We start from the raw sequence: 25,084 nt of genomic DNA on the forward strand, positions 1-25,084 counted from the left end.
ACATCTGCACAGGTCATACGTAGGGTGGGTTAGCCGCGCTAGCGGCGTAACCCACCGTTGATGCCGCCAGGCATCGCGTGGCCGCCCCGACGGGGCGGTTGGTGGGTTACGGCCTCTGGCCTAACCCACCCTACGACTCATTTATTACCATCCGGGACAAACACATAACCGACACCCCAGACCGTCTGGATATAGCGCGGCTTCGACGGGTCCGGCTCGATCAACCGGCGCAACCGCGAGATCTGCACGTCGATGGAGCGCTCCAGCGCGTCCCACTCGCGGCCCCGCGCCAGGTTCATCAACTTGTCGCGGGTCAGCGGCTCACGGGCGTGCTGCACCAGCGCCTTGAGCACGGCGAACTCCCCGGTGGTGAGCATGTGCAGCTGGTCGCCACGCTTCAGCTCGCGGGTGGCGAGGAACAACTCATAGTCGCCAAAGCTGACCGTTTCGTCCTCGCTGCCCGGCGCGCCCGGCACCGGCGCGGTCTGCCGGCGCAACACCGCCCTGATCCGCGCCAGCAGCTCGCGCGGGTTGAAGGGTTTGGCCAGGTAATCGTCGGCGCCCTGTTCCAGGCCCTGGATCCGGCTGCTTTCATCGCCTTTGGCGGTGAGCATGATGATCGGTACCTGATTGTTCGACTCACGCAGGCGCCGGCAGGCCGACAGGCCGTCCTCACCCGGCAGCATCAGGTCGAGCACCACCAACTGGAACAACTCGCGGGCCAGCAGACGGTCCATCTGCTCGACGTTTTCCACCGTCCGTACGCGGTAGCCTTGCTCGTCGAGAAAGCGCTCTAACAAGCGCCGTAGACCGGGATCGTCATCGACGATGAGGATTTTTTCGCCTTCAACCGTGGCCGTGTTGCTCATAGAGGCTCCTAAGGCTCTGTTGACGCTTAATGACGAACCGCGTTGTCGCCTGAAAGCGCGCCAGGCAAGGCGCAGGCCGCAGGGAATGCATTCCCTTGCCAAGGCCTGCAACGCAGCATGGCACGCTTTCAGGCACAACCCGAGGGGCCGGGCCTGCTGTTGCGCAGGGCGGTGTTACTCGTCGTTCATTTGGACTAACCAAATCACACTCCTCGCGCCTTGCCCTGCGCAACAGCAGGCTCCGGCGCGGCCGTCATTAAACGTCAACAGAGCCTAATTCGGCGCACAGTATGGCGCAGACGCCGCGCTAGGCGCGCGCCGCATTCGTTAGCAGATTTTTCCTCGCCTTCCGGCTAAAGCCAGGAGTCTGTCGGACTTAGAACGGCTCTACGGCGAAAGCCTGGATATTGGCCCGACTGACTCCTAGGTATACTGCCGGCCATTTTGCGGCAGGCGCGACTTGCCTTCATTTCTCTGTCAGGTGGTTTTATGGACAGCATCAACAACCGTATCGCCGAGGAACTCGGGGTCCGCCCGCAACAGGTCGCAGCCGCCGTGGCCTTACTCGATGAAGGCTCCACCGTGCCGTTTATCGCCCGTTACCGCAAAGAGGTCACCGGCAGCCTGGACGACACCCAGTTGCGCAACCTCGAAGAGCGCCTGCGCTACCTGCGCGAACTCGACGAGCGCCGCGCCAGCATCCTCGCCAGCATCGAGGAGCAAGGCAAGCTGACCCCCGAACTGGCCCGCGAAATCAAACTCGCCGAGACCAAGACGCGCCTCGAAGACTTGTATTTGCCCTACAAGCAAAAACGTCGCACCAAGGGCCAGCTCGCCCTGGAAGCCGGCCTAGGCGAGTTGGCCGACGGCCTGTTCAACGACCCGACCCTGAGCCCGGAAGGCGAAGCCGCCCGCTTCGTCGACGCGGAAAAAGGCGTCGCCGATGTCAAGGCCGCCCTGGAAGGCGCCAAATACATCCTCATGGAACGCTTCGCCGAAGACGCCAGCCTGCTCGACAAGCTGCGCAGCTTCCTCAAGCACGACGCCACCCTCAGCGCCCGCGTGGTCGCTGGCAAGGAAGCAGAAGGCGCCAAGTTCCGCGACTACTTCGAGCACGACGAACCGCTGAAAAGCGTGCCCTCGCACCGGGCCCTGGCGATTTTCCGTGGCCGCAACGAGGGCATCCTCAGTTCGGCGCTGAAAGTCGGCGACGAGACGCCGGGCACCCTGCACCCCTGCGAACTGATGATCGGCGAGCGCTTCGGTCTGAAAGACCAAGGCCGCGCCGCCGATAAGTGGCTCGGCGAAGTGGTGCGCTGGACCTGGAAGGTCAAGCTCTACACCCACCTGGAAACCGACCTGTTCGGCGAGCTGCGCGAAAGCGCGGAAACCGAGGCGATCAGCGTCTTCGCCCACAACCTGCACGACCTGCTGCTCGCCGCGCCAGCCGGCCCGCGTGCGACCCTGGGCCTCGATCCGGGCCTGCGGACCGGCTGCAAGGTCGCCGTGGTGGATGCCACCGGCAAGCTGCTGGACACCGCGACGGTCTACCCGCACGTGCCGAAGAACCAGTGGGAGCAGACCCTCGCCGTGCTCGCCGCGCTGTGCGCCAAGCATGCGGTCGACCTGATCGCCATCGGCAATGGCACCGCCAGCCGCGAGACCGACAAACTGGCCGCCGAGCTGATCAAAAAGTATCCGGCGCTGAAAATGACCAAGATCATGGTCAGCGAAGCCGGCGCCTCGGTGTACTCGGCATCGGAACTGGCGGCCAAGGAGTTCCCCGATCTCGATGTGTCGATCCGTGGCGCGGTGTCGATCGCCCGGCGCCTGCAGGACCCGCTGGCCGAGCTGGTGAAGATCGAGCCGAAAGCCATCGGCGTCGGCCAGTACCAGCACGACGTCTCCCAGCTGAAATTGGCGCGCAGCCTGGATGCGGTGGTGGAAGACTGCGTGAACGCCGTCGGCGTCGACGTCAACACCGCCTCGGCGGCCCTGCTGGCGCGCATCTCCGGTCTGAATGCGACCCTGGCGCAGAATATCGTCGCCCACCGCGACGCCAACGGCGCGTTCAAGACCCGCGACGCCCTGAAGAAAGTCAGCCGCCTCGGTGAAAAAACCTTCGAGCAGGCCGCCGGCTTCCTCCGCGTGATGAACGGCGACAACCCGCTGGACGCCTCCGCGGTGCACCCGGAAACCTACCCGCTGGTACAACGGATCGCCGCCGATACCGGCCGCGATCTGCGCTCGCTGGTCGGCGACGCGAGCTTCCTCAAACGCCTCGACCCGAAGAAATTCACCGACCAAGCCTTTGGTCTGGTCACAGTCACCGACATCCTCCAGGAGCTGGAGAAACCCGGCCGCGACCCGCGCCCCGAGTTCAAGACCGCCGAATTCCAGGACGGCGTCGAAACCCTCAAGGACCTGCAACTGGGCATGGTGCTGGAAGGCGTGGTGACCAACGTCACCAACTTCGGTGCCTTCGTCGACATCGGCGTGCATCAGGACGGCCTGGTGCATATCTCGGCGCTGTCGGAGAAGTTCATCAAGGACCCGCGCGAAGCGGTCAAAGCCGGCGACGTGGTCAAGGTCAAGGTGATGGAGGTGGACATCCCGCGTAACCGCATCGCCCTGTCGATGCGCCTGGCCGATACCCCCGGCGAGAAGCTCGAAGGCCAACACGGCAGCCGCGCAGCGAACCAGCCGCGCCAGCCAAGCACGCCGCGCACCGAAGCCAAGGCACCGGCCAGCGGCGCCATGGCCGCGCTATTTGCCAATGCCAAACAGTTGAAGAAATAGATGCAGCAGTTCTGCGTCGTTGCCTTGCTCTGGTGACCCATGAAAATTGTGACCTGGAACTGTAACGGCGCACTGCGTAACAAACTGGCCGAGGCGGATGCCTTGCAAGCAGACGTTTTGGTCATTCAGGAGTGCGAAGACCCCGCGCAGTCGACAGTGCTGTACCAAGAGTGGGCCGGACATTACCTGTGGATAGGTGACTCAAAGAACAAAGGCATTGGTGTATTCGCGCGCAACAATCACCGGGTTAAAGCCCTGCCATGGGCTGGCGAGTACAGCATTGATGGACTTTCCAGCCCAAGCGCCGCACTGGCTTGGCGCACGCGGGATCTGAAATATTTCCTGCCGTTCTCCATCAATGACCGCCTAAAGGCACTGGCTGTCTGGACCAAGGGTAGCGATTCACAGGTGTTCTCCTATATCGGGCAACTCTGGAAATATCTGCAGATTCATCGCCACGAATTGGCACAAGACAACACGATCATTCTGGGCGACCTCAACAGCAATGCCATCTGGGATAAAACGGACAGATGGTGGAACCACTCAGATGTAGTACACGAACTGGCCTCTCTGGGCCTAGCAAGCATTTACCATCAGCAGGGCGAACTGCAGGGTAGTGAACAAAGGGCAACTTTTTATCTGCAACGCAATCTGCAAAAGTCCTATCACATTGACTATGTCTTCGCTGCCGCCAACCTTTTGCCAGACTGTCAGCTTGAAATTGGCGCCCCATCAGACTGGCTCGGCATCAGCGACCATATGCCACTTACACTAACCATCCGCAGCGCCGCGTCGCCCTGACGCAAACGCATAGCGCCCAGCTATAACCCTCTTTACCCGCAGCGGGTTATAAAGCGGCATCGACCGGCTCCGTCGGTTTTCTCGCCCCCTTGTAGACCGCTCCGTCCACCCCCATATTGGGGCGACCGACGCGTGAAGGAATACCATTTTGAGCGATCTTCTCTCCCGCCGCCTGGCTCTGCTCGGCGAGCGCGCCAACCTTGCCCTGCTCACCCAGTGCCTGCATGGCATCGAGCGGGAATGCCTGCGCGTCGATGCCCAGGGCCAGCTCGCGCTGACGCCGCACCCGGCCGCCCTGGGCTCGGCGCTGACCCATCCGCAGATCACCACCGACTACTCCGAGTCGCTGCTGGAGTTCATCACCCCAGCCGAGCCGGACCCGGCGATCACGCTGGCGGATCTGGAGCAGATCCATCGCTTCGCCTACAGCAAGCTCGACGGCGAGTACCTGTGGAGCCCGTCGATGCCCTGCCCGCTGCCGGAAGAAGAGCGGATTCCGATCGCCCGTTACGGTAGCTCGCACATCGGCCAACTGAAGTACGTCTATCGCAAGGGCTTGGCGCTGCGTTACGGCAAGACCATGCAGTGCATCGCCGGCATTCACTACAACTTCTCCCTGCCGGAAGCGCTCTGGCCAGTGTTGCAGCAGGCCGAAGGCGATACCCAGAGCCCACGCGATTACCAGTCGGCGCGCTATATCGCCCTGATCCGTAATTTCAGGCGCTACAGCTGGCTGCTGATGTACCTGTTCGGCGCCTCGCCGACGCTGGACGCCGGCTTCCTGCGTGGCCGCCCGCACCAGCTCAAGCAGCTCGATGCGCAGACCCTGTACCTGCCCTACGCCACCAGCCTGCGGATGAGTGACCTGGGCTACCAAAGCAGTGCCCAGGCCGGCCTGACGCCCTGCTACAACGACCTGACCAGCTACACCCACAGCCTGCACCAGGCGGTTTCCACGCCCTACCCAGCCTATGCCGAAATTGGCACCCAGCAAAATGGCGAGTGGCTGCAGCTCAACACCAACATCCTGCAGATCGAAAACGAGTACTACTCGAACATCCGCCCGAAACGCGTGACCGATAGCGGCGAGCGGCCGATCCAGGCGCTGATGGCGCGTGGCGTGCAGTACGTCGAAGTGCGTTGCCTGGACATCAACCCCTTCCTGCCGCTGGGTATCGACCTGACGGAAGCCCGCTTCCTCGACGCCTTCCTGCTGTTCTGCACCCTGCAGGACAGCCCGGAGCTGGCCGGGGCGGAATGCCACGGCTGTACCGACAACTTCCTCAAAGTGGTTAAAGAAGGCCGCCGCCCAGGCCTGCACCTGCAGCGCCATGGCGAACCCGTCGAACTGCACGCCTGGGCCCATCAACTACTCGACAGCATCCAGCCGCTCGCGACTTTGCTCGACCACAGCCACGGCGGTGATAACCACAGCCAAGCGCTGGCAGCGCAGCGGGCCAAGGTCGACGACCCGACGCTGACGCCTTCGGCCCAGGTGCTGGCCAGCCTGCAGGAGCAGGGTGAGAGCTTCACCGAGTTCGCCCTGCGGCAGAGCCAGGCACATGCCGACTACTTCCGCAGCCAACCGCTGAGCGCCACGGAGCAAGCCGCCTTCGAGGAATCGGTACGCCAGTCGCTGGCCGCACAGGCCGAGCTGGAACGCGCGCCGGTCGGTGACTTCGACAGCTTTGTCGCCTCTTACCAGGCGAGCATCCTCGCCCTCGCGGTTTAGTCGACTCCGTCACAAAAGCCCCCAGCGGGGCAAAAGCCGGGATCGGCGGCTCAGTCGCCGCCGACCAGCGGGGCTAGCATAAGTACAGTTTGGTTAATGTGAGCTTGCCCATGGCGCCCCCCGCCGCCCTCCCCGACGAAGACCGGCCCGACGAAGATCGACATTGGAGCCTGGAAAGCCTGAACAAGGCTTACCAACAAGGCTACATGGCCGGCCTCACCGGCCACCCGCTCAGCCAGCAACCGCACCGCGTCGAAGTACTCGCCGCGGCCTGGGAAGCCGGTTGGAATGATGGCGCCGAACAGTACCAGCTGCTGATTCAGAAGACCGCCTAAGCGCCAGCTAGCAGCAGGCTCCAGGCGTAGGGCGTACTCGCGAAGCAGTACGCCATTGCGGCCATTGCAGGCGGCGGAGCAAGCGGCGGACTGTTCGCTGCGCTCCTGAGTCCGCCCTACAGCGCCTTCTCGAAGATCTGTGAATTGCGCTGATAGTTGTACAGCGAGGCCCGCGCCGCCGGCAGGCGATCGACGCCGCTCGGCTCGAAGCCACGCTCACGGAACCAATGGGCGGTGCGGGTGGTGAGCACGAACAAGGTCTTCAAGCCCTGCGCCCGCGCGCGTTCTTCGATGCGCTCCAGCAGCTCGTCGCCGCGGCCACCATGGCGATAGTCCGGATTGACCGCCAGACAGGCCAGCTCGCCCGAGTCCGAATCGGCAATTTGATACAGCGCCGCGCAGGCGATGATCAGCCCGTCGCGCTCGACTATGCTGAACTGCTCGATCTCGCGCTCCAGCACTTCGCGTGAGCGGCGCACCAGGATGCCCTGCTCTTCCAGCGGGCTGATCAGGTCGAGCAGACCACCGACATCCTCGATGCTCGCCTCGCGCAATTGCTCGAACTGCTCCTGGTCGACCAGGGTGCCGCCGCCATCGCGGGTAAACAGCTCGGTGAGCAGCGCGCCGTCCTCGGCATAGCTGACGATATGACTGCGCTGGACCCCGCCGCGGCAAGCCTGGGCGGCGGCATCCAGCAGCTCTGCCTGGTAACAGTTGCCGAGCCGTTGCAGATGGTTGGGCACCTGCTGCGGGCGCAACTCGCGTACCAGCTTGCCGCTCTCATCGAGCAGGCCGCGCTCGGCGCCGAACAGGATCAGCTTGTCGGCGTCCAGATCGATCGCCGCACGCATCGCCACGTCTTCACAGGCGAGGTTGAAGATTTCCCCGGTGGGCGAGTAGCCCAGCGGCGAGAGCAGCACGATCGAGCGCTCGTCGAGCAGGCGGCCGATGCCCTTGCGATCGACCCGGCGGACTTCGCCGGTATGGTGATAGTCGACGCCCTCGAGCACCCCAATCGGCCGCGCGGTGACAAAATTACCGCCAGCCACGCGCAGGCGTGAGCCCTGCATCGGCGAGGCGGCCATGTCCATCGACAGGCGCGCTTCGATGGCAATCCGCAGCTGGCCAACGGCGTCGATCACGCACTCCAGGGTCGGCCCGTCGGTGATGCGCAGGTTGCGATAAAAATGCGGCGTCAGCCCACGGATAGCCAGCCGCGCCTCGATCTGTGGGCGCGAACCGTGGACCAGCACCAGGCGCACGCCAAGGCTGTGCAGCAGCACCAGGTCATGGACGATATTGCCGAAGTTCGGATGCGCCACACCGTCGCCGGGCAGCATGACGACGAAGGTGCAATCGCGGTGGGCATTGATATAGGGCGAAGCGTGGCGGAGCCAGGTGACGTATTCCGGCATAGCGTAATGAGCCTTTGATTCGTGAAGAGAAAGCCTGAGCGAGCAACAGCAACTCCGCGGCGCGGAGCGGTGAAACGTCAGCTTTATCGTCGAAGTTGGGGCTGCAACACGCGTGCTCTCCTTACCGTTCTACCGTTCAATGGGGCGACACAAACAAACGCCGGGTTTCGGCCAGGGCCGCTAGCCGGCCTACGAGGCCGTTGCCGGGCTCAAACAATAGTGCTGAATCAGCTCACGCAGCAGACGCACCGTCGGCTCTAGACGTGACATTTCCAGGAACTCCCCCGGCTGATGGGCACAGCTGATATCGCCGGGGCCGAGAATCAGGGTCTCGCAACCCAGTTGCTGAAGATAAGGCGCTTCGGTGCCGAATGCCACCGCCTCGGCGCTATGCCCGGTCAGCCGCTCGGCCAAGCGCACCAGCTCGGCATCGGCCGCCTCCTCGAACGCGGGCACGCAGGGAAACAGCGGGGCGAAGTCGATCCTGACCTGATGCTGGATGGCCAACGGTTGCAGCTTGTGCCGGATCGCCGCGCGCAGCACTTCCGGGTCCATCCCCGGCAAGGGCCGCAGGTCGAACTCCAGCGAACACTGGCCGCAGATCCGGTTGGGATTATCGCCGCCGTGGATGCAGCCCAGGTTGAGGGTCGGCTGCGGCACGCTGAACTGCGGGTTGCGGTATTCCTGCTGCCATTGCTGGCGCAACTGCAACAGCTCGGCGATCGCACCGTGCATGGCCTCCAAGGCGCTATGGCCGAGGCTGGGGTCGGAGGAGTGGCCGCTCTGGCCGAGGATATCGATGCGCTCCATCATCACGCCCTTATGCAGGCGGATCGGCCGCAGCCCGGTCGGTTCACCGATCACCGCCGCGCGTCCCAAGGGCCGGCCCGCCGCCGCCAGCGCGCGAGCGCCGGCCATCGAGCTTTCTTCATCGCAGGTGGCGAGGATCAGCAGCGGCTGCTGGAACCGCTGGGCGAGCAAGGGTTTAACCGCCTCGATAACCAGCGCAAAGAAGCCTTTCATGTCGCAGCTGCCGAGACCGACCCAGCGGCCGTCGACTTCGGTCAGCTTGAGCGGATCGGTCTGCCACAGGGCCGCATCGAAGGGCACGGTGTCACTGTGTCCGGCCAACACCAGCCCACCGGGGCCACTGCCGTAGCTGGCGAGCAGATTGAATTTGCCCGGCGCGATCGCCTGCACCTCACAGGCAAAGCCCAGGTCGCCGAGCCAGCTGCTGAGCAGCTCGATCACCCCACGGTTGGACTGATCCAGGTTCGGCTGGGTACAGCTCACCGACGGCGTGGCAATCAGCGCGGCAAATTGCTCTTTGAGGGAAAGCTGGGGCATTCGTGGTCTCCACAAGCGAGCCCCATCATAGAGCCATAGCCACCGAGGAATAAACCGCCAAGCGCCGCTGCCGGCGCGGCGCCCCTGCTTGTCCTGTACACTCCACGGCTTCAGCAGCCCGCGCCGACTGGCACTCTGCGGCTGCGCACCCGTTATTAGCGTTTGGATTCCCCGGCCATGCAGAAAGAAACCGAAATCAAACTCCGCGTCAGCCGCGAAACCCTCGCCGCCCTGCGTGAGCACCCGTTGCTGAAAAAGCGCAACAAGGCTGGCTGGGAACGCCGCGAACTGTTCAATCAGTACTTCGATACGCCAGAGCGCGACCTGGCCAAAGCCAAGATCGCACTGCGCATTCGACGTGACGGCGAGGCGTTCATCCAGACCCTGAAAACGCGCGGCCAGAGCGTCGCTGGCTTGTCCGAACGCCACGAGTACGACTGGGCGCTGAGCAAGGCCAAGCTGGATTTGAAGAAGCTCAATGACGAATGCTGGCCAGAAGCGTTGGCGGACCTGGATAAAAAACAGCTACAGGCCATCTTCACCACCGACTTCATTCGCGAACGCGCTGAAATCGCCTGGGGCCGCGGCAAGAGCAAGGTGCTGATCGAAGCCGCCCTCGATCTCGGCAAGGTCATCGCCGCCGGCCAGGAAGAAGACCTCTGCGAACTGGAGCTTGAGCTTAGACAGGGCGAGCCGCAGGCGCTGCTGGAACTGGCCGCGGAGCTGGCGGCGGATCTCGCGCTGATGCCCTGCGATATCAGCAAGGCCGAACGCGGCTATCGCCTGTTCGATGCCAACAGCTACTCGCTAAGCCTGCCACTGCCCGAACTCAACCCCGCGCTGGCGCTCGACCAGGCCTTCGCCGCGCTGGCCTGGCACCTGCTCGGCAGCAGCCAGCGCCTGGCCGAGCAATACCGCTTCAACGGCCACTGGCGCTTGCTGGTCGACTGGGTCGAGCAACTGGTCGAACTCCGGGCGCTGGTCGGCAGCCTCGGCCAGGCCGCGCCGCGGGCCAGCAGCCACGAACTGCGCCTGAACCTCGACGCCCTGCTCGGCGACTGGCGCCCACGGGTACAGGCCGGGCAACTCGACGAAGCGGTGCGCCAAGCCGCCCCCGCGCAGTTCGCCGAAGAACTGCAAGGCAAGCGCTGGGGCCTATTCTCGCTGAACACCTCGCGCTGGCTGCTGACCAACGCCTGGACTGCCGAGCGCAACAACCGCGGCAATCGCCAGGGCGCCGCGGTGCTCGGCAACTGGTTACCGCACCTGCTGGCCGAAGAAGCCGTGGCCCTGCAACTGGGTCGTTATCAGCAGCAGCCGGAAGATCTGGCCGAGCAACTGCCGCGCATCGAGCGTCTGCAGGTCTGGCTGCGCCTGGCCCGCCAGGTGCTGGAAGTGCCGGAAGTCGACCGTCTGTACGGCGAGCTGAACAAGCTGCGCGAGCTGGCCAACCGCCCGCTCGACGAGGAATGCCTCGACGCCCGCGTGCAGCAGGCGCAAACCGTGCTGACCAGCAAAGCCTGGAAAGTCCTGCTGCGCCTGTAATCCGCCATGCCCGCAGCGGCATGGGAAGCTGCGCACAAGAGCCGGCCGGCAGCATCGCGTCGGGCGGCGCAATCGGGCATGCTTAGGGCTATTCTTTGCGAGCCGAGCAGCCCATGGGGCGTACTCGACGCTGCACAGCAGAGCCGCCTGACAAGGAGTTTGCATGTCCGCCTTCGCTTCACCGGCCCAGGATCGCACGCTGGATCTCAATGACCTGCTGCGCGAATTGGTCGCCCAGGGCCACATGGCCCAGGAAACGGCCGAGCAGTGCCTGGCGATCCGCCGCAGTTCGGCGAACACCCAGCTGCATCCCCTGGAGTTTCTCGCCGCGCAGCAGGTCGACGACCTCAGCCGGCCGGGTAAGAAGCTCGATCTGGAGAGCCTGACGGTCTGGCTCGCACAGCATGCCGAGCAGCCTTACCTGCGCATCGACCCCTTGAAGATCAACGTCGCCGCCGTCACGCCATTGATGTCCTACGCCTTCGCCCAGCGCCACAAGATCCTCGCCGTGGCGGCGGACAGCGAAGCGGTGACCATCGCCAGCGCGCAGCCCTTCGTGCGCAGTTGGGAAGCCAACCTGACCCATGTCCTGAAGCGCCCGATCAAGCGCGTAGTGGCCAACCCGGCGGATATTCAGCGCTTCACCGTGGAGTTCTTCCGCCTGGCCAAATCGGTCAGCGGCGCCACCGCCGTCGATATGAAAAACAGCAGCCTCGGCAACTTCGAGCAACTGCTCAACCTCGGTGCCAGCGACCAGGAACCGGACGCCAACGATGCGCATATCGTCAATATCGTCGACTGGCTGTTCCAATATGCCTTCCAGCAGCGCGCCAGTGATATCCATATTGAGCCGCGCCGCGAGCAAGGCAGCGTGCGCTTTCGCATCGACGGCGTGCTGCACAACGTCTATCAATTCCCGCCGCAAGTGACCATGGCCATCGTCAGCCGCCTGAAGAGCCTGGGGCGGATGAACGTTGCCGAGAAGCGCAAACCGCAGGATGGCCGGGTCAAAACCAAGACCCCGGACGGCGGCGAAGTCGAGCTGCGCCTATCGACGCTACCCACCGCTTTCGGCGAAAAGATGGTGATGCGGATTTTCGACCCGGAAGTGCTGCTGAAAAACTTCGATCAGCTGGGCTTCTCCCCCGACGACCTGCGCCGCTGGCTGGACATGACCCGCCAGCCGAACGGCATCATCCTGGTCACCGGGCCGACCGGCTCCGGCAAAACCACCACGCTGTACACCTCAATGAAGAAACTGGCGACCTCGGAGGTGAACCTCTGCACCATCGAGGACCCGATCGAGATGGTCGAGCCGGCCTTTAACCAGATGCAGGTCCAGCACAATATCGACCTGACCTTCGCCAGCGGCGTCCGTGCGCTGATGCGGCAAGACCCGGACATCATCATGATCGGCGAGATCCGCGACCTGGAAACCGCCGAAATGGCGATCCAGGCCGCGCTCACCGGGCACTTGGTGCTGTCCACCCTGCACACCAACGACGCCCCCAGCGCCATCACCCGTCTGCTCGAGCTGGGCGTGCCCTACTACCTGCTCAAGGCCACCTTGCTCGGGGTCATGGCCCAGCGCCTGGTGCGCACCCTCTGCCCGCACTGCAAGGTGCCGGTGGAGCTTAGCGAAGAGGACTGGCAGACCCTGACCAAACCCTGGAGCGCCCCACTGCCCACTGGCACGCATAAAGCCGTCGGCTGCCTGGAATGCCGCGATACCGGCTACCGCGGGCGCGCGGGGGTTTACGAGATCATGCAACTGACGGACGGCGTCAAACCCTTGATTACCGCCGACACCGACCTGCTGACGCTGCGCCGCCTAGCCTTCAAGGAAGGCATGCGCAGCCTGCGCCTGTCCGGCGCGCAGAAGGTCGCCGCCGGCCTGACAACGATTGAGGAAGTGCTCAGGGTCACCCCGCAGAGCGAGCAAAAGTAACGACCACCTCGCGACAAATGTAGGCTGAGTAGAGCGCAGCGAAACCCAGCAAACCAATGACGCTAAAACACCGGATGACTCCGGCACTTATCACAGGGAATCGCTATGGAAATCGGCAGTGTGATCTTTCTTTTCGTCGGCCTCGCCTTGGCGCTGGTCTTTATGGGCTTCAAGGTGGTGCCGCAAGGCTTCGAGTGGACGGTGGAGCGCTTCGGCCGCTACACCAACACCCTGAGGCCGGGGCTGAACATCATAGTCCCAGTGATGGACCGCATCGGCCGCAGGCTCAACGTGATGGAAAGCGTGCTGGATATCCCGCCGCAGGAAGTGATCACCGCGGACAACGCCACGGTGCAGATCGATGCGATCTGCTTCTTCCAGATCATCAATTCCGCGCAGGCGGCCTATGAGGTGAACAACCTCGAGCACGCCATCCGCAACCTGGTGATGACCAATATCCGCACCGTGCTCGGCTCGATGGAACTGGATGCCATGCTCGGCCAGCGCGACGCGATCAACGAGCGCCTGCTCAAGACCGTGGACGAAGCCACCGCGCCCTGGGGCATCAAGATCACCCGCATCGAGATCAAGGACATCAGCCCGCCGGCCGACCTGATGGCCGCCATGTCCGGACAGATGAAAGCCGAACGCATCAAGCGCGCACAAATCCTCGAAGCCGAAGGCCTGCGCGCCGCCGCCATCCTCACCGCCGAGGGCCAGAAGCAGGGCGACATCCTCAAGGCCGAAGGCCAGCGCCAGGCCGCCTTCCTCGAAGCCGAAGCGCGCGAGCGGGCGGCGCAGGCCGAGGCGGAAGCCACGCGCATGGTTTCTGACGCCATCGCCAGCGGCAACGTGCAGGCGGTCAACTACTTCGTCGCGCAGAAATACATCGAGGCCCTTGGCCAACTGGCCAGCGCCAACAACAGCAAGGTGATCCTCATGCCGCTGGAAGCCAGCCAGGTAATCGGCGCGGTCGGCGGTATCGGCGAGATAGTCCGAGCCACCTTCGACAGCAAAAAAGCCTAAGGGGAGCCCGGAGCATGTGGGACTACCTGCAACACCTGTCGTTCTGGGACTGGCTGGCCTTCGGCACCCTGCTGCTGATCCTCGAGGTGTTCGGCGCCGGCGGCTACCTGCTGTGGATTGGCGTGGCCGCTGCCGCAGTCGGCGTGGTCACCTACCTGTTCCCCGAGCTGCCCTGGGCCTGGCAGTTCCTGCTGTTCGGCCTGTTGTCGGTGCTCACCGCGGTGCTCTGGTGGCGCCGCCAGCGCAGCGCCGGCAAAGCCTCCGACCAGCCTGGGCTGAACCAGCGCGGCCAGGAATTCGTCGGCCGCACCTTCCAGCTGCACGAGGCCATCGTCGGCGGGCGCGGCAAGATCAAGGCCGGCGACAGCCTCTGGCTGGTCAGCGGCCCGGATCTGCCGGCCGGCACCCCAATCAAGGTGACCGGCCAGGACGGCGTCTTGCTCAAGGTCGAAGCCGCCGCATGACCGCGCGGCGCCATGAGCGTCGCACTAGCCTGAACCAATTCCTGCTCCAGCGTGGCCGGCCCCGCGACTCGACCTGCCGTCACACCAACTGAACTCCCAACCCGCGCCAGCAGTCCTACTGTTAGCTAGTTACTGCAGGAGTTCTTTCCATGCGTATCAAACTTGCCTTCGTCCCCTTGGCCTTGCTCGCCCTTCCCATCGGCTCGGCGCTGGCCGACGACTTCTGGCGTGATGTGATTTCTTCCGGCGCGACCACCGCCTCGACCTATCTGACGTTCCGCAAACATGATGACAAGCTGATCGTCGCCGCTCGGGATGATGCCGGTAGTTTTGTCGCCAGCAACGGCACCATCCGCGGCCCTTATTTAGCAGCGGCGCTGCAACAGATGCGCACCGAGCAGCCGGGGCTGAGCGCCAGCGATATGGAACTGGCCAGTGCGATTTTGACCGCGGAGGATGCAGCCCAGTAGGGTGCGCGCTGCAGGTGATCGCAGCCTGACGTCCCCGGCGCAGGACTACCGCGCCGGCACCCGCAGCCGAGTCGTAAATGCTGTAGAAACAACTAGGCCGCCCACAGGCGGCCTAGTTGTTTCTGGGTGAAGCTTACTCGCGGTAATCCTCCACCGGCACGCAGGCGCAGAACAGGTTGCGATCACCGTAGACGTTATCCACGCGGTTCACCGTCGGCCAGTATTTGTGCGCACGAGTGTGGGTGGACGGAGTCACCGCCTGCTCGATGCTGTACGGCCGCTCCCAGATGCCGATGACATCGGCCAGGGTGTGCGGTGCACGCTTGAGCGGGTTGTCCTCGGCCGGCCAGTCGCCGCTCTGCACCTTGCCGATCTCCGCGCGGATGCTCAACATCGCCTCGATAAAGCGATCCAGCTCGTGCTTGGACTCGCTCTCGGTCGGCTCGATCATCAGCGTGCCCGGCACCGGGAAGGACATGGTCGGCGCATGGAAGCCGTAGTCCATCAGACGCTTGGCCACGTCTTCCTCGCTGATCCCAGTTTCCGCCTTGAGCGGGCGCAGGTCCAGGATGCACTCATGCGCGACCCGGCCATTGCGACCGCTGAAGAGGATCGGGAAGGCGCCGCCCAGCTGGCTCGCCAGGTAGTTGGCACCGAGGATCGCCACTTCGGTGGCATCGGCCAGTTGCGGGCCCATCATGGCGATATACATCCAACTGATCGGCAGAATGCTCGCACTGCCCCAAGGCGCCGCGCTGACCGCGCCGTTCTGTGGATTCGGGCCTTCCAACTGGATGACCGGGTGGTTGGCGACGAACGGCGCCAGGTGCGCGCGCACGCCAATCGGGCCCATGCCTGGACCGCCACCGCCGTGGGGGATGCAGAAGGTCTTGTGCAGGTTCATGTGCGACACGTCGGCGCCGATGTCCGCCGGCCGGGCCAGACCCACTTGCGCATTCAGATTCGCGCCGTCCATATAGACCTGGCCGCCGTGGGCGTGGATCACCTCGCAGATTTCGCGGATGCCTTCCTCGTACACGCCGTGGGTCGAGGGATACGTCGCCATCAGGCAGCCCAGTTGCTCGCCGGCTTCGGCCGCCTTGCGCTTGAGGTCTTCCAGATCGACGTTGCCTTGACTGTCACACTCGACTATCTGCACGCGCATGCTCGCCATCTGCGCCGAGGCCGGGTTGGTGCCGTGCGCCGAAGCCGGGATCAGGCAGATAGTGCGATGCCCTTCGTTGCGGCTCTCGTGGTATTTGCGGATCGCCAGCAGGCCGGCATATTCGCCCTGGGCGCCGGAGTTGGGCTGCATGCAGATGGCGTCGAAACCGGTGATGGCGCGCAGCCAGGCATCCAGCTCGGCGATCATCAGTTGGTAACCGCTCGCCTGCTCCAACGGCACGAAGGGGTGCAGGTTGGCGAATTGCGGCCAGGTGATCGGGATCATCTCGCTGGTGGCATTCAGCTTCATGGTGCAGGAGCCGAGCGGGATCATCGACTGGTTCAGCGCCAGGTCCTTGTTCTCCAGCTGCTTGAGGTAGCGCAGCATCTCGGTTTCGCTGTGGTGGCTGTTGAACACCGGGTGGCTCAGGTAGCCGCTGCTGCGCTGTAGCGCCTGGGGAATACCGGACGGCACCGCCGTGGCATCCAACTCGGCGACGTCGAGACCGTGGCCGGCGCCGAGGAACACGTCGAACAAGCGCGCAACGGTCTGCGCGTTGCAGGTCTCGTCCAGGCTCAAGCCGAGGTGGCCACGACCGAGGATGCGCAGGTTGATCTGCGCGGCCTTGGCGCTTTCGAGGATCGCCGTCTGGCTGCCACCGACGTCCAGGGTCAGGGTATCGAAGAACTGCCCGTTGACCCGCCGAATGCCTTTCTGCTCCAGGCCGGCGGCCAGGATCGAGGTCAGCCGATGGACGCGCTGGGCGATGTGTTTCAGGCCCTGCGGGCCGTGGTAGACCGCATAGAAGCTGGCGATGTTGGCCAGCAGGACCTGGGCGGTACAGATGTTCGAGTTGGCCTTCTCGCGGCGGATATGTTGCTCGCGGGTTTGCAGGGCCATGCGCAGCGCGACGTTGCCGCGCGCGTCTTTCGACACGCCGATGATGCGCCCAGGAATCGCCCGTTTGAACTCGTCACGGGTGGCGAAGTACGCCGCGTGTGGGCCGCCGTAGCCCATCGGCACGCCGAAGCGCTGCGCCGAGCCGAACACCACGTCGGCACCCAGCTCACCCGGCGGGGTCAGCAGCAACAGGCTCAGCAGGTCGGCGCAGACGCAGGCCAGGGCCTGTTGCGCGTGTAGTTGCTCGATCAGCGGGCGCAGGTCACGGATCTCGCCGTGGGTGTCCGGGTACTGCAACAGGCCGCCAAACACTTGATGCTCGCCGAGGCTCTCGACGGGCGCCACCACCAGGTCGAAGCCAAAGGCTTCGGCACGGGTTTGCACCACGGAAATGATCTGCGGATGGCAGTTCTCGTCGACGAAGAACAGGTTGCTTTTGCTCTTCGCCACGCGCTTGGCCAAAGCCATGGCCTCGGCGGCGGCGGTCGCCTCATCCAGCAAGGAGGCGCTGGCCAGATCCAGACCGGTCAGGTCGATGGTCAACTGCTGGAAGTTCAGCAGCGCTTCCAGACGCCCCTGGGCGATCTCCGGCTGATACGGCGTGTAGGCGGTGTACCAGCCCGGATTTTCCAGCACGTTGCGCAGAATCACCGTCGGCGTCAGCGTGCCGTGGTAGCCCATGCCGATCAAACTGGTCCAGACCTGATTCTGCTCGGCGTAACCGCGCAATTTGGCCAGCGCCGCCTCTTCGTCCAGCGCCGCCGGCAGCTCCAACGGGCGATTCAGCCGAATCGCCGGCGGCACCGTCTGCTCGATCAGTTCGGCGCGGCTGCCGAGGCCGAGCGCCTCGAGCATGGCCTGCTGTTCATTGGCGTCGGGGCCGAGGTGACGACGCAGAAAAGCGTCGGACTGCTGGAGCTGAGCAAGGCTGGGCGTTTGGGACATGGTTTGACTCTCAGAAAAAGACAAAGCCTCGATTCGCAGTCCGTGTGAATCGAGGCTTTTGTAAGGATAGCTAGATATTAAGCGTCGGCGTCGCAGGCGGCTTGGTAACCCGCCGCATCCAGCAGCTTGTCCAGCTCCGCGGCATTGCTCGGCTGCAACTTGTAGAACCAGCTGCCATAGGGGTCGCTGTTGACGTTCTCAGGCGAGTCGGTCAGCGCCTCGTTGATGGCGATGACTTCACCGCTGATCGGCGAATAGATGTCCGAGGCGGCTTTTACCGACTCCACCACACCGGCTTCCTGGCCTGCCGCCAGTTGCTTGCCCAGCTCCGGCAACTCAACGAACACCACGTCACCCAGGGCTTCCTGAGCGTGGTCGGAGATGCCCACGGTCACGCTGCCATCGGCTTCCAGGCGAGCCCATTCGTGGCTGGCGGCGTAACGCAGTTCGCTGGGGATATTGCTCATGTCGGTGTCCTCAAAGACTGGGAGGCGGATGGCCCGCCTAGAAAATTTAGCAGGTTGTTAGAACCGGCCCGAAAATTACTGCGCTCGCTCAGGCGACGTTGAAAACCCCATGGCCGTGGGGCCTGCGGCTCGCCCGCCAGGAGCGAGTGCCGCTTAGATCAAGGCCTTACCGTGGCGCACGAAATTCGGCCGAACCACGCGCACGGGGTACCATTTGCCACGAATTTCCACCTCGGCACGCTCGCCAGTCGCCGCCGGCACGCGGGCCAGGGCAATCGACTTACCGAGCGTCGGGGAGAAGCTGCCGCTGGTGATTTCACCTTCGCCGACGCCGTCGACCCGCACCACTTGGTGCGCCCGCAACACGCCGCGCTCTTCCAGCACCAGGCCGACCAGTTTCGGCTGATTGCCGGCGCTGTATTGCGCCTCCAGCACCTTACGACCGACGAAGCCACGCGCCGGCGGCTCCCAGGCGATGGTCCAGGCCATGTTGGCGGCCAGCGGCGAGACCTCTTCGCTCATGTCCTGGCCGTAGAGGTTCATCCCGGCTTCCAGGCGCAGGGTATCGCGCGCGCCCAGGCCGATCGGAGCGATGCCGGCGCCGACCAGTTCACTGAAAAAGCTTGGCGCCTGCTCGGCCGGCAGCATGATTTCCAGACCGTCTTCGCCGGTGTAGCCGGTCCGCGCGATAAACCAGTCGCCTGCCGGGAAACCCTGGAACGGCTTGAGTTCGCCGATCAACTCGGCGCGCGCCACGGAGACCAGCTCGGCGGTTTTCGCCCGGGCCTGCGGGCCCTGAATGGCGAGCATCGCCAGCTCGGCGCGCTCCTGCAGTTCGACGGCGAAACCGGCGGTCTGCGCCTGCATCCAGGCCAGGTCCTTGTCCCGAGTGGCGGCGTTGACCACCACGCGGTAGCCCTCGCTGGTGAGGTAGACGATCAGGTCGTCGATTACCCCGCCCTGCTCATTGAGCATGCCGCTGTAGAGAGCCTTGCCCACCACCTGCAAACGCTCGATGTCATTGGCCAGCAGGTGCTGGAGATAGGCCTTGGCCTGTGCGCCGCTGACATCGACCACGGTCATGTGCGACACATCGAAGACCCCGCAATCGCGACGCACCTGATGGTGCTCCTCGACTTGCGAGCCGTAGTGCAGCGGCATATCCCAACCGCCGAAATCGACCATCTTGGCACCCAGGGCAAGGTGCTGATCATAGAGGGGCGTGCGCTGTCCCATGGGTTTCTCCTTCCGGGCTTGGCGAAGATGCGGACAGGCACTGAAACGCGGCTGCGCTTGCACAAACAAGACACTGGCGACTACGGATCAGCTGCCCGGTCTGAATGACGGGCCACATCGAATGGCGCGCATTGTAGCCGCAAGACTGGCGGCTGGACACCTCAGCCGACTGCCGTTCGGTCAATGCCCGTGGCGCCGGGCCGAGCGGCGAATCAGGCCGATTACCGGCAACAGCCCGACCAGTACCAGGCTCAGCGCCGGCAGCGCGGCACGCGCCCACTCGCCCTCGCTGGTCATCTCGAACACCCGCACCGCCAGGGTGTCCCAGCCGAACGGGCGCATCAGCAAGGTCGCCGGCATCTCCTTCAAGACATCGACGAATACCAGCAGGGCCGCGCTCAAGGCGCCGGGCACCAGCAGGGGCAGGTAAACCTTGAAGAACAGCCCGGGGCCACTGACGCCGAGGCTGCGCGACGCCTCCGGCAGCGACGGCCGAATTCGCGCCAGGCTGCTTTCCAGCGGGCCGTAGGCCACCGCGATAAAGCGAATCAGGTACGCCAGCAACAGCGCCGCCAAGCTGCCCAGCAGCAACGGCTTACCGGCGCCGCCAAGCCAGCTCGACAGCGGGATCACCAACTCGCGGTCGAGATAGCTGAACGCCAGCATGATCGACACCGCCAGCACCGAGCCGGGCAAGGCGTAGCCGAGGTTGGCCACACTGACCGCCGAACGGATCGGCCGGGTCGGCGCCAAGCGGCGGGCGAAGGCCAGCAGCAGCGCGACCGCGACGGTGATCGCCGCCGCCAGCCCACCGAGATACAGGGTGTGCAGAATCAGCCCGGCATAGCGTTCATCCAGATCGAAACGGCCACGCTGCCAAAACCACAGCAGCAATTGCAGCAGCGGGATGACGAAGGCGCAGGCGAACACCAGGCCGCACCAGGCACTGGCGGCCAATGCCCGCAAGCCGCGCAGGTGATACAGCGCCTTACCCCGAGGGCGCTCGCTGGAAGGCCGGTTGACGCCCCGTGCGCGGCGCTCGCCATACAGCACCAGCATCACCGCCAGCAACAGCAGACTGGCGAGCTGGGTCGCGCTGGACAGGCTGTAGAAGCCGTACCAGGTCTTGTAGATCGCGGTGGTGAAGGTATCGAAGTTAAACACCGAGACCGCGCCGAAGTCGGCCAGGGTTTCCATGATCGCCAAGGCCAAGCCGGCGCCAATCGCCGGCCGCGCCACCGGCAGCGCCACGCGCCAGAACGCCTGCCAGGGCGACTGCCCGAGCACCCGCGCGGCCTCCATCAGGCCCTTGCCCTGGGCGAGGAAAGCGCTGCGCGCCAGCAGGTAGACGTAGGGGTAGAACACCAGCACCAGCACGCTGATCACCCCGCCGGTGGAGCGCACCCGCGGCAGCCGCAGGCCGGCGCCGAACCACTCGCGCAACAGGCTTTGCAGCGGCCCGGCGAAATCCAGCAGGCCGACAAAGACAAAGGCCAGCACATAGGCGGGGATGGCGAAGGGCAGCATCAAGGCCCAATCGAGCCAGCGCCGACCGGGGAATTCGCAGAGGCTGGTCAGCCAGGCCAGGCTGACGCCGAGCAGCGTCACGCCGACGCCGACGCCGAACACCAGCGTCAGCGTGTTACCGAGCAGGCGCGGCATCTGCGTCTGCCACAGATGCGACCAGATCTGCAGATCTAGCGACTGCCAGGACAGCGCCATGACGCTGAGCGGCAGCAACACCAACAGGGCAATGGCAAAGGCGATGGGGTACCAGCGACGCTGGGCAGGATGGGCCACGCAGAATCCTCGGAACTGAAAACACAACGCCCCGGACTAAGCCGGGGCGCCGAGTATAACTGCAGCGTAAAGCGGGAAGCCGAATTGAACCGCCTGCTTCGGCCTCAAGCTGCTGCCTGGATCAATTCCAGCCGGCGCGATCCATCAGCATGGTGGCCTCGGCCTGGCGCTTGCCGGCCACTTCCAGTGGGATGCTGTCGGCCTTGAAGCTGCCCCAGGCAGCCACTTCCGCGGACGCCGGAACTTTCGGGTTGGCCGGGAATTCCTGGTTGAGGCTGGCGAACAGGCCCTGGGCTTCCTCGGTGGTCATCCACTCCAGCAACTTCTGCGCGGCTTCGGCGTGCGGCGCATGCTGGGTGACACCGGCTCCGGAGAGGTTGACGTGCACGCCGCGGTCGGCCTGGTTCGGCCAGAACAGCTTGGCTTTGAGGTTCGGCTGCTGCTTGTGCAGGCGGCCGAAGTAGTAGGTGTTGACCATGCCGACATCGCACTGGCCGGCGTCGATGGCCTGGATCAGCGCGGTGTCGTCGGCGAATACGTCGGTCGCCAGGTTGTTCACCCAGCCCTTGACCAGTTCCTCGGTCTTGGCCGCGCCATGGGTTTCGATCAGGGTGGCTGTCAGCGACTGGTTGTAGACCTTCTTGCTGCTACGCAGGCACAGGCGGCCTTCCCAGTTCTTGTCGGCCAGCGCCTCATAGGTGGACAGTTCCTGCGGCTTGACCCGCTCGGTGGAGTAGACGATGGTCCGTGCGCGCAGCGACAAGCCGGTCCAGGCCCCCGTGCTGGAGCGGTACTGAGCCGGGATATTGGCGTCGATGACGGCAGACTTCAGCGGCTTGAGCACGCCTTCCTGCTCGGCCTGCCAGAGGTTGCCGGCATCCACGGTGATCAACAGGTCGGCCGGGGTGTTCTTGCCCTCGGCTTGCAGGCGGGCCAGCAGCGGCGCTTCCTTGTCGGTGATGAACTTGATCGGCACACCGGTCTTGGCGGTGTAGGCATCGAACACCGGCTTGATCAGCTCGTCGATGCGCGCGGAATAGACCACCACCTCGTCGGCGGCCTGAACGGCGCCGGATAGCGCGGTGAGTGCCAGAGCGGCGAGAAGACGCTTGCTTGCCTGCATGGAGCCATACCTGTGCTAGAGAATTTGGAAACGAATAGTAGTGAATACCATTTAGCTTCTCAACGTAAATTACATAACAGCCATTCTCACCAAGGCGCATACCACGGTTCGCCGTAAGGCGTGGGAGTTCTCGGGTAGTGGGGCCGTGCCTGGCGGCACCGCTGATGGGTTACGGTCGCTGACCTAACCCACCCTACGCCCGCGCCAACTCCGGCAGGTCACCGGACAGGCCCAGCGCCTGGCGAACGAACAGCGCCTTGGCCTCGGGCAAACCATCGACCCAGTTGAGGCCAGTGTTACGCAGCCAGCGCAGCGGCAGCGGATCGGCCTGGAACAGTCGCTCGAAGCCCTCCATCGCCGCCATCATCGCCAGGTTATGCGGCATCCGCCGCCGCTCGTAGCGGCTGAGTACCCGCTCATCGGCCAGGCTTTCGCCACGCTCGAGCGCATGGCGCAGCACCTCGGCCAGCACGGCGGCATCGAGGAAGCCGAGGTTGACCCCCTGCCCCGCCAGCGGATGAATGCTGTGCGCGGCATCGCCGATCAGCGCCAGCCCAGGTTCGACATAACGCTTGGCATGCCGTTGGCGCAGCGGGATACACAGGCGCGGATCGGCTTCCAGCACCTCGCCCAGGCGCCACTCGAAGGCCTTGCCCAGCGCCTGGCAAAAATCCGCGTCGGCCAGCGCCATCAGGCGCTCGGCCTCCAGCGGGGTGGTCGACCAGACGATCGAGCACCAGTCTTGCTCGTCCTGCCCCTCTTGCGCCGTGGCGTCCAGCGGCAGAAAGGCCAGCGGGCCATCGTCGGTGAACCGCTGCCAGGCGGTGCGCTGGTGTGGCTGGCGGCAGCGCACGCTGGTAACTATGGCGTGATGCAGATAATCCCACTCACGGGTTGCACAGCCGGCCAGCCGGCGCACCGCAGAGTTGCCGCCATCCGCCGCAATCACCAACGGCGTGCGCAGTTGCCGGCCGTCGGTCAGGCTCAGCAGCCAGTCATCGCCAGAGCGGCGCAGTTGTTCCAAGCGGGCATTCGGCATCAAGCCCAGATCGCTGTCATGCAGACGTTCGAGCAGGGCGTCCTGAATCACCCGGTTCTCGACGATATGACCGAGCACCTCGGCATGCACGCTGGCCGCGGAAAAATGGATCTGCCCAGTCCCCGAGCCGTCCCACACCTGCATCTCTGCATAGGGACTGCTGCGCCGGGCGGTGATCCCGGGCCACACGCCGAGGCGCTCGAGCACCCGCTGGCTGGCCGCCGACAAGGCACTGACGCGCGGCTCAAAGGCGCCGGCGCGGTCGAAGGGTTTGACGCTGAGCGGGCCGCCGTCCAACAGCAAAATGTCCAGGCCGCTGTCCTGCAAGGCCAACGCCAGAGCGCTGCCAACCATGCCAGCACCGACTATTATCAGATCCGCACGCATGTCCATGCTTTGAGCCTATCTCGCTTGCGGCTTGCGCCACATCTAAAGGGTTTTATTCCGTCGCCGCAGCCTGCCACGCGCCCTTAACGGTCGGCACGGGTGCCGAGGCCCATGGCCTGGCGGGCGAACCAGCGCTTGGCCGGCGGCACCAGATCGAGTCCGAGCAGGCCGAGGTTGCGCCCGGTGGCGAGCAAGGGTTCGGCATTGCTGAACAGTCGGGTAACGCGATCGGAGAAGCCCACCGTGAGGTGCTGATCCAGCCGCTGGCGCGCGTAATAGCGCTGCAACGTGGCGAACTCACCAGGCGCCGCCGGGCTGGCCAGCAGTGCCTCGGCCAAGGCCAGGGCATCGCGCAGCGACAGGTTGTAACCCTGCCCGGCAATCGGATGCAGGCTGTGCGCCGCATTACCGAGCACGACCAAGTTGGGCCGCACCTGCTCTTGCGCCTCGATCAGCGCCAGCGGATAGACATGCCGCGCACCGACCTGGCGCAAAGCCCCCAGGCGATAACCAAAGGCCTGCTGCAACTCGGCCAGAAAGCTGCGCTCATCCAGCATGGCCAGACGCTCGGCATCCTGGCCCGGACGGGTCCAGATCAGCGCGCAGCGGTTGTCCGCCAACGGCAGCAAGGCCAGCGGCCCATCGTCGGTAAACCGCTCGAAGGCTTGGCCCGCATGGGCCTCGCCCGGGGTGATATTGGCGATCAACGCGCTCTGCTGGTAAGGCGTGTGCTTCACGCCGATCCCGAGTTGCTCACGCAGACCGGAACGCCCGCCGTCGGCCAGCACCGCCAGATCGCAATCCAGGATCGACTCGTCATTCATGGTCAGCCGGTAGCCGTCGCCCAGCGTCTCCAGGCCGCCGACTTCCGCCGGACAGCGCCAACTGACCACCTCATGATCCAGCGCCTGCCAGAGGCAGTGACCGAGCCAGGCGTTCTCGGCCACATAACCGAGCGCCGGCACGCCCTCTTCCTCGGCGCTCAGCCGCGCCGCGCCGAAGCGCCCGCGATCAGACACATGGATATGCAAAATCGGCTCGGCGTGTGCGGCGATGCTCTGCCACAGGCCCAGGCGCTGATAAATCTGCTGGCTGCCGAAGGACAGCGCGGTCGAGCGCGCGTCATAGCTGGGTTGGTAGCCGTCGCCCGGGGCGAACGGCTCGATCAGCACGATCGTCCAGCCCCGCGCCTTGGCGCCCGCCTGCAGGGCCAGAGCCAGGCTGGCGCCGACCAGGCCGCCGCCGATGATCGCCAGATTCGCCCGATTCAC

19 protein-coding genes are annotated in these 25,084 nt (G+C 64.6%); 9 read left to right on the plus strand and 10 right to left on the minus strand.

Annotated features, from left to right (window positions below):
- Window positions 1-137: 137 nt before the first annotated feature.
- Window positions 138-869, minus strand: a complete 732-nt coding sequence (gene ompR, locus FFS12_RS08185) for a two-component system response regulator OmpR (RefSeq protein ID WP_137886394.1) — start codon at window positions 867-869, stop codon at window positions 138-140.
- A 489-nt stretch (window positions 870-1,358) separates the two neighbouring features.
- Here ompR and FFS12_RS08190 point away from each other — a divergent pair, with 489 nt between their 5' ends.
- From FFS12_RS08190 to rmf, 4 genes are all read left to right on the plus strand, one after another.
- The gene (locus FFS12_RS08190) at window positions 1,359-3,668 is read left to right on the plus strand and encodes a Tex family protein (protein ID WP_137886395.1); all 2,310 of its coding nucleotides are present in this window, start codon (window positions 1,359-1,361) and stop codon (window positions 3,666-3,668) included.
- Window positions 3,669-3,707: 39 nt separating this feature from the next.
- Entirely contained in the window at window positions 3,708-4,469 is a 762-nt protein-coding gene (locus FFS12_RS08195) for an endonuclease/exonuclease/phosphatase family protein (protein WP_137886396.1), read from the plus strand.
- Window positions 4,470-4,617: 148 nt separating this feature from the next.
- A complete protein-coding gene (gene gshA, locus FFS12_RS08200) occupies window positions 4,618-6,201 on the plus strand; it encodes a glutamate--cysteine ligase (protein ID WP_137886397.1) in 1,584 nt (527 codons plus the stop codon).
- Window positions 6,202-6,311: 110 nt separating this feature from the next.
- Complete coding sequence (gene rmf, locus FFS12_RS08205; protein ID WP_137886398.1) at window positions 6,312-6,536, plus strand: ribosome modulation factor; 225 nt, start codon at window positions 6,312-6,314, stop codon at window positions 6,534-6,536.
- 116 nt (window positions 6,537-6,652) lie between these two features.
- Here rmf and argA read toward each other — a convergent pair whose 3' ends face one another.
- On the minus strand, window positions 6,653-7,951 hold the full coding sequence (argA, locus tag FFS12_RS08210; RefSeq protein ID WP_137886399.1) for an amino-acid N-acetyltransferase: 1,299 nt from the start codon (window positions 7,949-7,951) through the stop codon (window positions 6,653-6,655).
- A gap of 189 nt (window positions 7,952-8,140) precedes the next feature.
- Window positions 8,141-9,298, minus strand: coding sequence for an acetylornithine deacetylase (argE, locus tag FFS12_RS08215; RefSeq protein ID WP_137886400.1), 1,158 nt, complete (start codon window positions 9,296-9,298; stop codon window positions 8,141-8,143).
- A gap of 177 nt (window positions 9,299-9,475) precedes the next feature.
- On the opposite strand from argE, the gene FFS12_RS08220 reads away from it, so the two are divergent.
- The 5 genes from FFS12_RS08220 to FFS12_RS08240 all read left to right on the plus strand — a co-directional run bounded on the left by FFS12_RS08220 (window position 9,476) and on the right by FFS12_RS08240 (window position 14,751).
- Window positions 9,476-10,843 (plus strand): inorganic triphosphatase, encoded by a 1,368-nt coding sequence (locus tag FFS12_RS08220; RefSeq protein ID WP_137886401.1) that lies wholly within the window; start codon window positions 9,476-9,478, stop codon window positions 10,841-10,843.
- 163 nt (window positions 10,844-11,006) lie between these two features.
- Complete coding sequence (locus FFS12_RS08225; RefSeq protein ID WP_137886402.1) at window positions 11,007-12,791, plus strand: GspE/PulE family protein; 1,785 nt, start codon at window positions 11,007-11,009, stop codon at window positions 12,789-12,791.
- Window positions 12,792-12,896: 105 nt separating this feature from the next.
- Entirely contained in the window at window positions 12,897-13,817 is a 921-nt protein-coding gene (locus FFS12_RS08230) for an SPFH domain-containing protein (protein WP_137886403.1), read from the plus strand.
- A gap of 14 nt (window positions 13,818-13,831) precedes the next feature.
- A complete protein-coding gene (locus tag FFS12_RS08235) occupies window positions 13,832-14,281 on the plus strand; it encodes an NfeD family protein (protein WP_137886404.1) in 450 nt (149 codons plus the stop codon).
- A 149-nt stretch (window positions 14,282-14,430) separates the two neighbouring features.
- Window positions 14,431-14,751, plus strand: coding sequence for a DUF2388 domain-containing protein (locus tag FFS12_RS08240; protein WP_137886405.1), 321 nt, complete (start codon window positions 14,431-14,433; stop codon window positions 14,749-14,751).
- Window positions 14,752-14,884: 133 nt separating this feature from the next.
- Here the strand turns inward: FFS12_RS08240 and gcvP are convergent, their stop codons facing one another.
- The 7 genes from gcvP to ubiH all read right to left on the minus strand — a co-directional run bounded on the left by gcvP (window position 14,885) and on the right by ubiH (window position 25,084).
- Window positions 14,885-17,761, minus strand: a complete 2,877-nt coding sequence (gene gcvP / locus FFS12_RS08245) for an aminomethyl-transferring glycine dehydrogenase (RefSeq protein WP_137886406.1) — start codon at window positions 17,759-17,761, stop codon at window positions 14,885-14,887.
- A gap of 77 nt (window positions 17,762-17,838) precedes the next feature.
- Window positions 17,839-18,228, minus strand: coding sequence for a glycine cleavage system protein GcvH (gcvH, locus tag FFS12_RS08250; protein WP_137818980.1), 390 nt, complete (start codon window positions 18,226-18,228; stop codon window positions 17,839-17,841).
- A gap of 153 nt (window positions 18,229-18,381) precedes the next feature.
- On the minus strand, window positions 18,382-19,464 hold the full coding sequence (gcvT, locus tag FFS12_RS08255) for a glycine cleavage system aminomethyltransferase GcvT (RefSeq protein ID WP_137886407.1): 1,083 nt from the start codon (window positions 19,462-19,464) through the stop codon (window positions 18,382-18,384).
- A 180-nt stretch (window positions 19,465-19,644) separates the two neighbouring features.
- On the minus strand, window positions 19,645-21,264 hold the full coding sequence (locus FFS12_RS08260) for an iron ABC transporter permease (protein ID WP_137886408.1): 1,620 nt from the start codon (window positions 21,262-21,264) through the stop codon (window positions 19,645-19,647).
- A gap of 121 nt (window positions 21,265-21,385) precedes the next feature.
- A complete protein-coding gene (locus FFS12_RS08265; protein WP_137886409.1) occupies window positions 21,386-22,387 on the minus strand; it encodes an extracellular solute-binding protein in 1,002 nt (333 codons plus the stop codon).
- Window positions 22,388-22,580: 193 nt separating this feature from the next.
- Window positions 22,581-23,813: a 2-octaprenyl-3-methyl-6-methoxy-1,4-benzoquinol hydroxylase gene (locus FFS12_RS08270; RefSeq protein ID WP_171011845.1), complete on the minus strand. Its 1,233-nt coding sequence runs from the start codon at window positions 23,811-23,813 to the stop codon at window positions 22,581-22,583.
- Window positions 23,814-23,896: 83 nt separating this feature from the next.
- On the minus strand, window positions 23,897-25,084 hold the full coding sequence (gene ubiH, locus FFS12_RS08275) for a 2-octaprenyl-6-methoxyphenyl hydroxylase (protein WP_137886411.1): 1,188 nt from the start codon (window positions 25,082-25,084) through the stop codon (window positions 23,897-23,899).

Source organism: Pseudomonas sp. 2FE (assembly GCF_005503735.1).
Classification (GTDB): Bacteria; Pseudomonadota; Gammaproteobacteria; order Pseudomonadales; family Pseudomonadaceae; genus Aquipseudomonas.

Bases quoted from the DNA above. Each gene is read 5' to 3' on its own strand.
- ompR (WP_137886394.1), bottom strand. From the start codon at position 869: ATGAGCAACACGGCCACGGTTGAAGGCGAAAAAATCCTCATCGTCGAT.
- FFS12_RS08190 (WP_137886395.1), top strand. From the start codon at position 1,359: ATGGACAGCATCAACAACCGTATCGCCGAGGAACTCGGGGTCCGCCCG.
- FFS12_RS08195 (WP_137886396.1), top strand. From the start codon at position 3,708: ATGAAAATTGTGACCTGGAACTGTAACGGCGCACTGCGTAACAAACTG.
- rmf (WP_137886398.1), top strand. From the start codon at position 6,312: ATGGCGCCCCCCGCCGCCCTCCCCGACGAAGACCGGCCCGACGAAGAT.
- argA (WP_137886399.1), bottom strand. From the start codon at position 7,951: ATGCCGGAATACGTCACCTGGCTCCGCCACGCTTCGCCCTATATCAAT.
- argE (WP_137886400.1), bottom strand. From the start codon at position 9,298: ATGCCCCAGCTTTCCCTCAAAGAGCAATTTGCCGCGCTGATTGCCACG.
- FFS12_RS08220 (WP_137886401.1), top strand. From the start codon at position 9,476: ATGCAGAAAGAAACCGAAATCAAACTCCGCGTCAGCCGCGAAACCCTC.
- FFS12_RS08225 (WP_137886402.1), top strand. From the start codon at position 11,007: ATGTCCGCCTTCGCTTCACCGGCCCAGGATCGCACGCTGGATCTCAAT.
- FFS12_RS08230 (WP_137886403.1), top strand. From the start codon at position 12,897: ATGGAAATCGGCAGTGTGATCTTTCTTTTCGTCGGCCTCGCCTTGGCG.
- FFS12_RS08235 (WP_137886404.1), top strand. From the start codon at position 13,832: ATGTGGGACTACCTGCAACACCTGTCGTTCTGGGACTGGCTGGCCTTC.
- FFS12_RS08240 (WP_137886405.1), top strand. From the start codon at position 14,431: ATGCGTATCAAACTTGCCTTCGTCCCCTTGGCCTTGCTCGCCCTTCCC.
- gcvP (WP_137886406.1), bottom strand. From the start codon at position 17,761: ATGTCCCAAACGCCCAGCCTTGCTCAGCTCCAGCAGTCCGACGCTTTT.
- gcvH (WP_137818980.1), bottom strand. From the start codon at position 18,228: ATGAGCAATATCCCCAGCGAACTGCGTTACGCCGCCAGCCACGAATGG.
- gcvT (WP_137886407.1), bottom strand. From the start codon at position 19,464: ATGGGACAGCGCACGCCCCTCTATGATCAGCACCTTGCCCTGGGTGCC.
- FFS12_RS08265 (WP_137886409.1), bottom strand. From the start codon at position 22,387: ATGCAGGCAAGCAAGCGTCTTCTCGCCGCTCTGGCACTCACCGCGCTA.
- FFS12_RS08270 (WP_171011845.1), bottom strand. From the start codon at position 23,813: ATGCGTGCGGATCTGATAATAGTCGGTGCTGGCATGGTTGGCAGCGCT.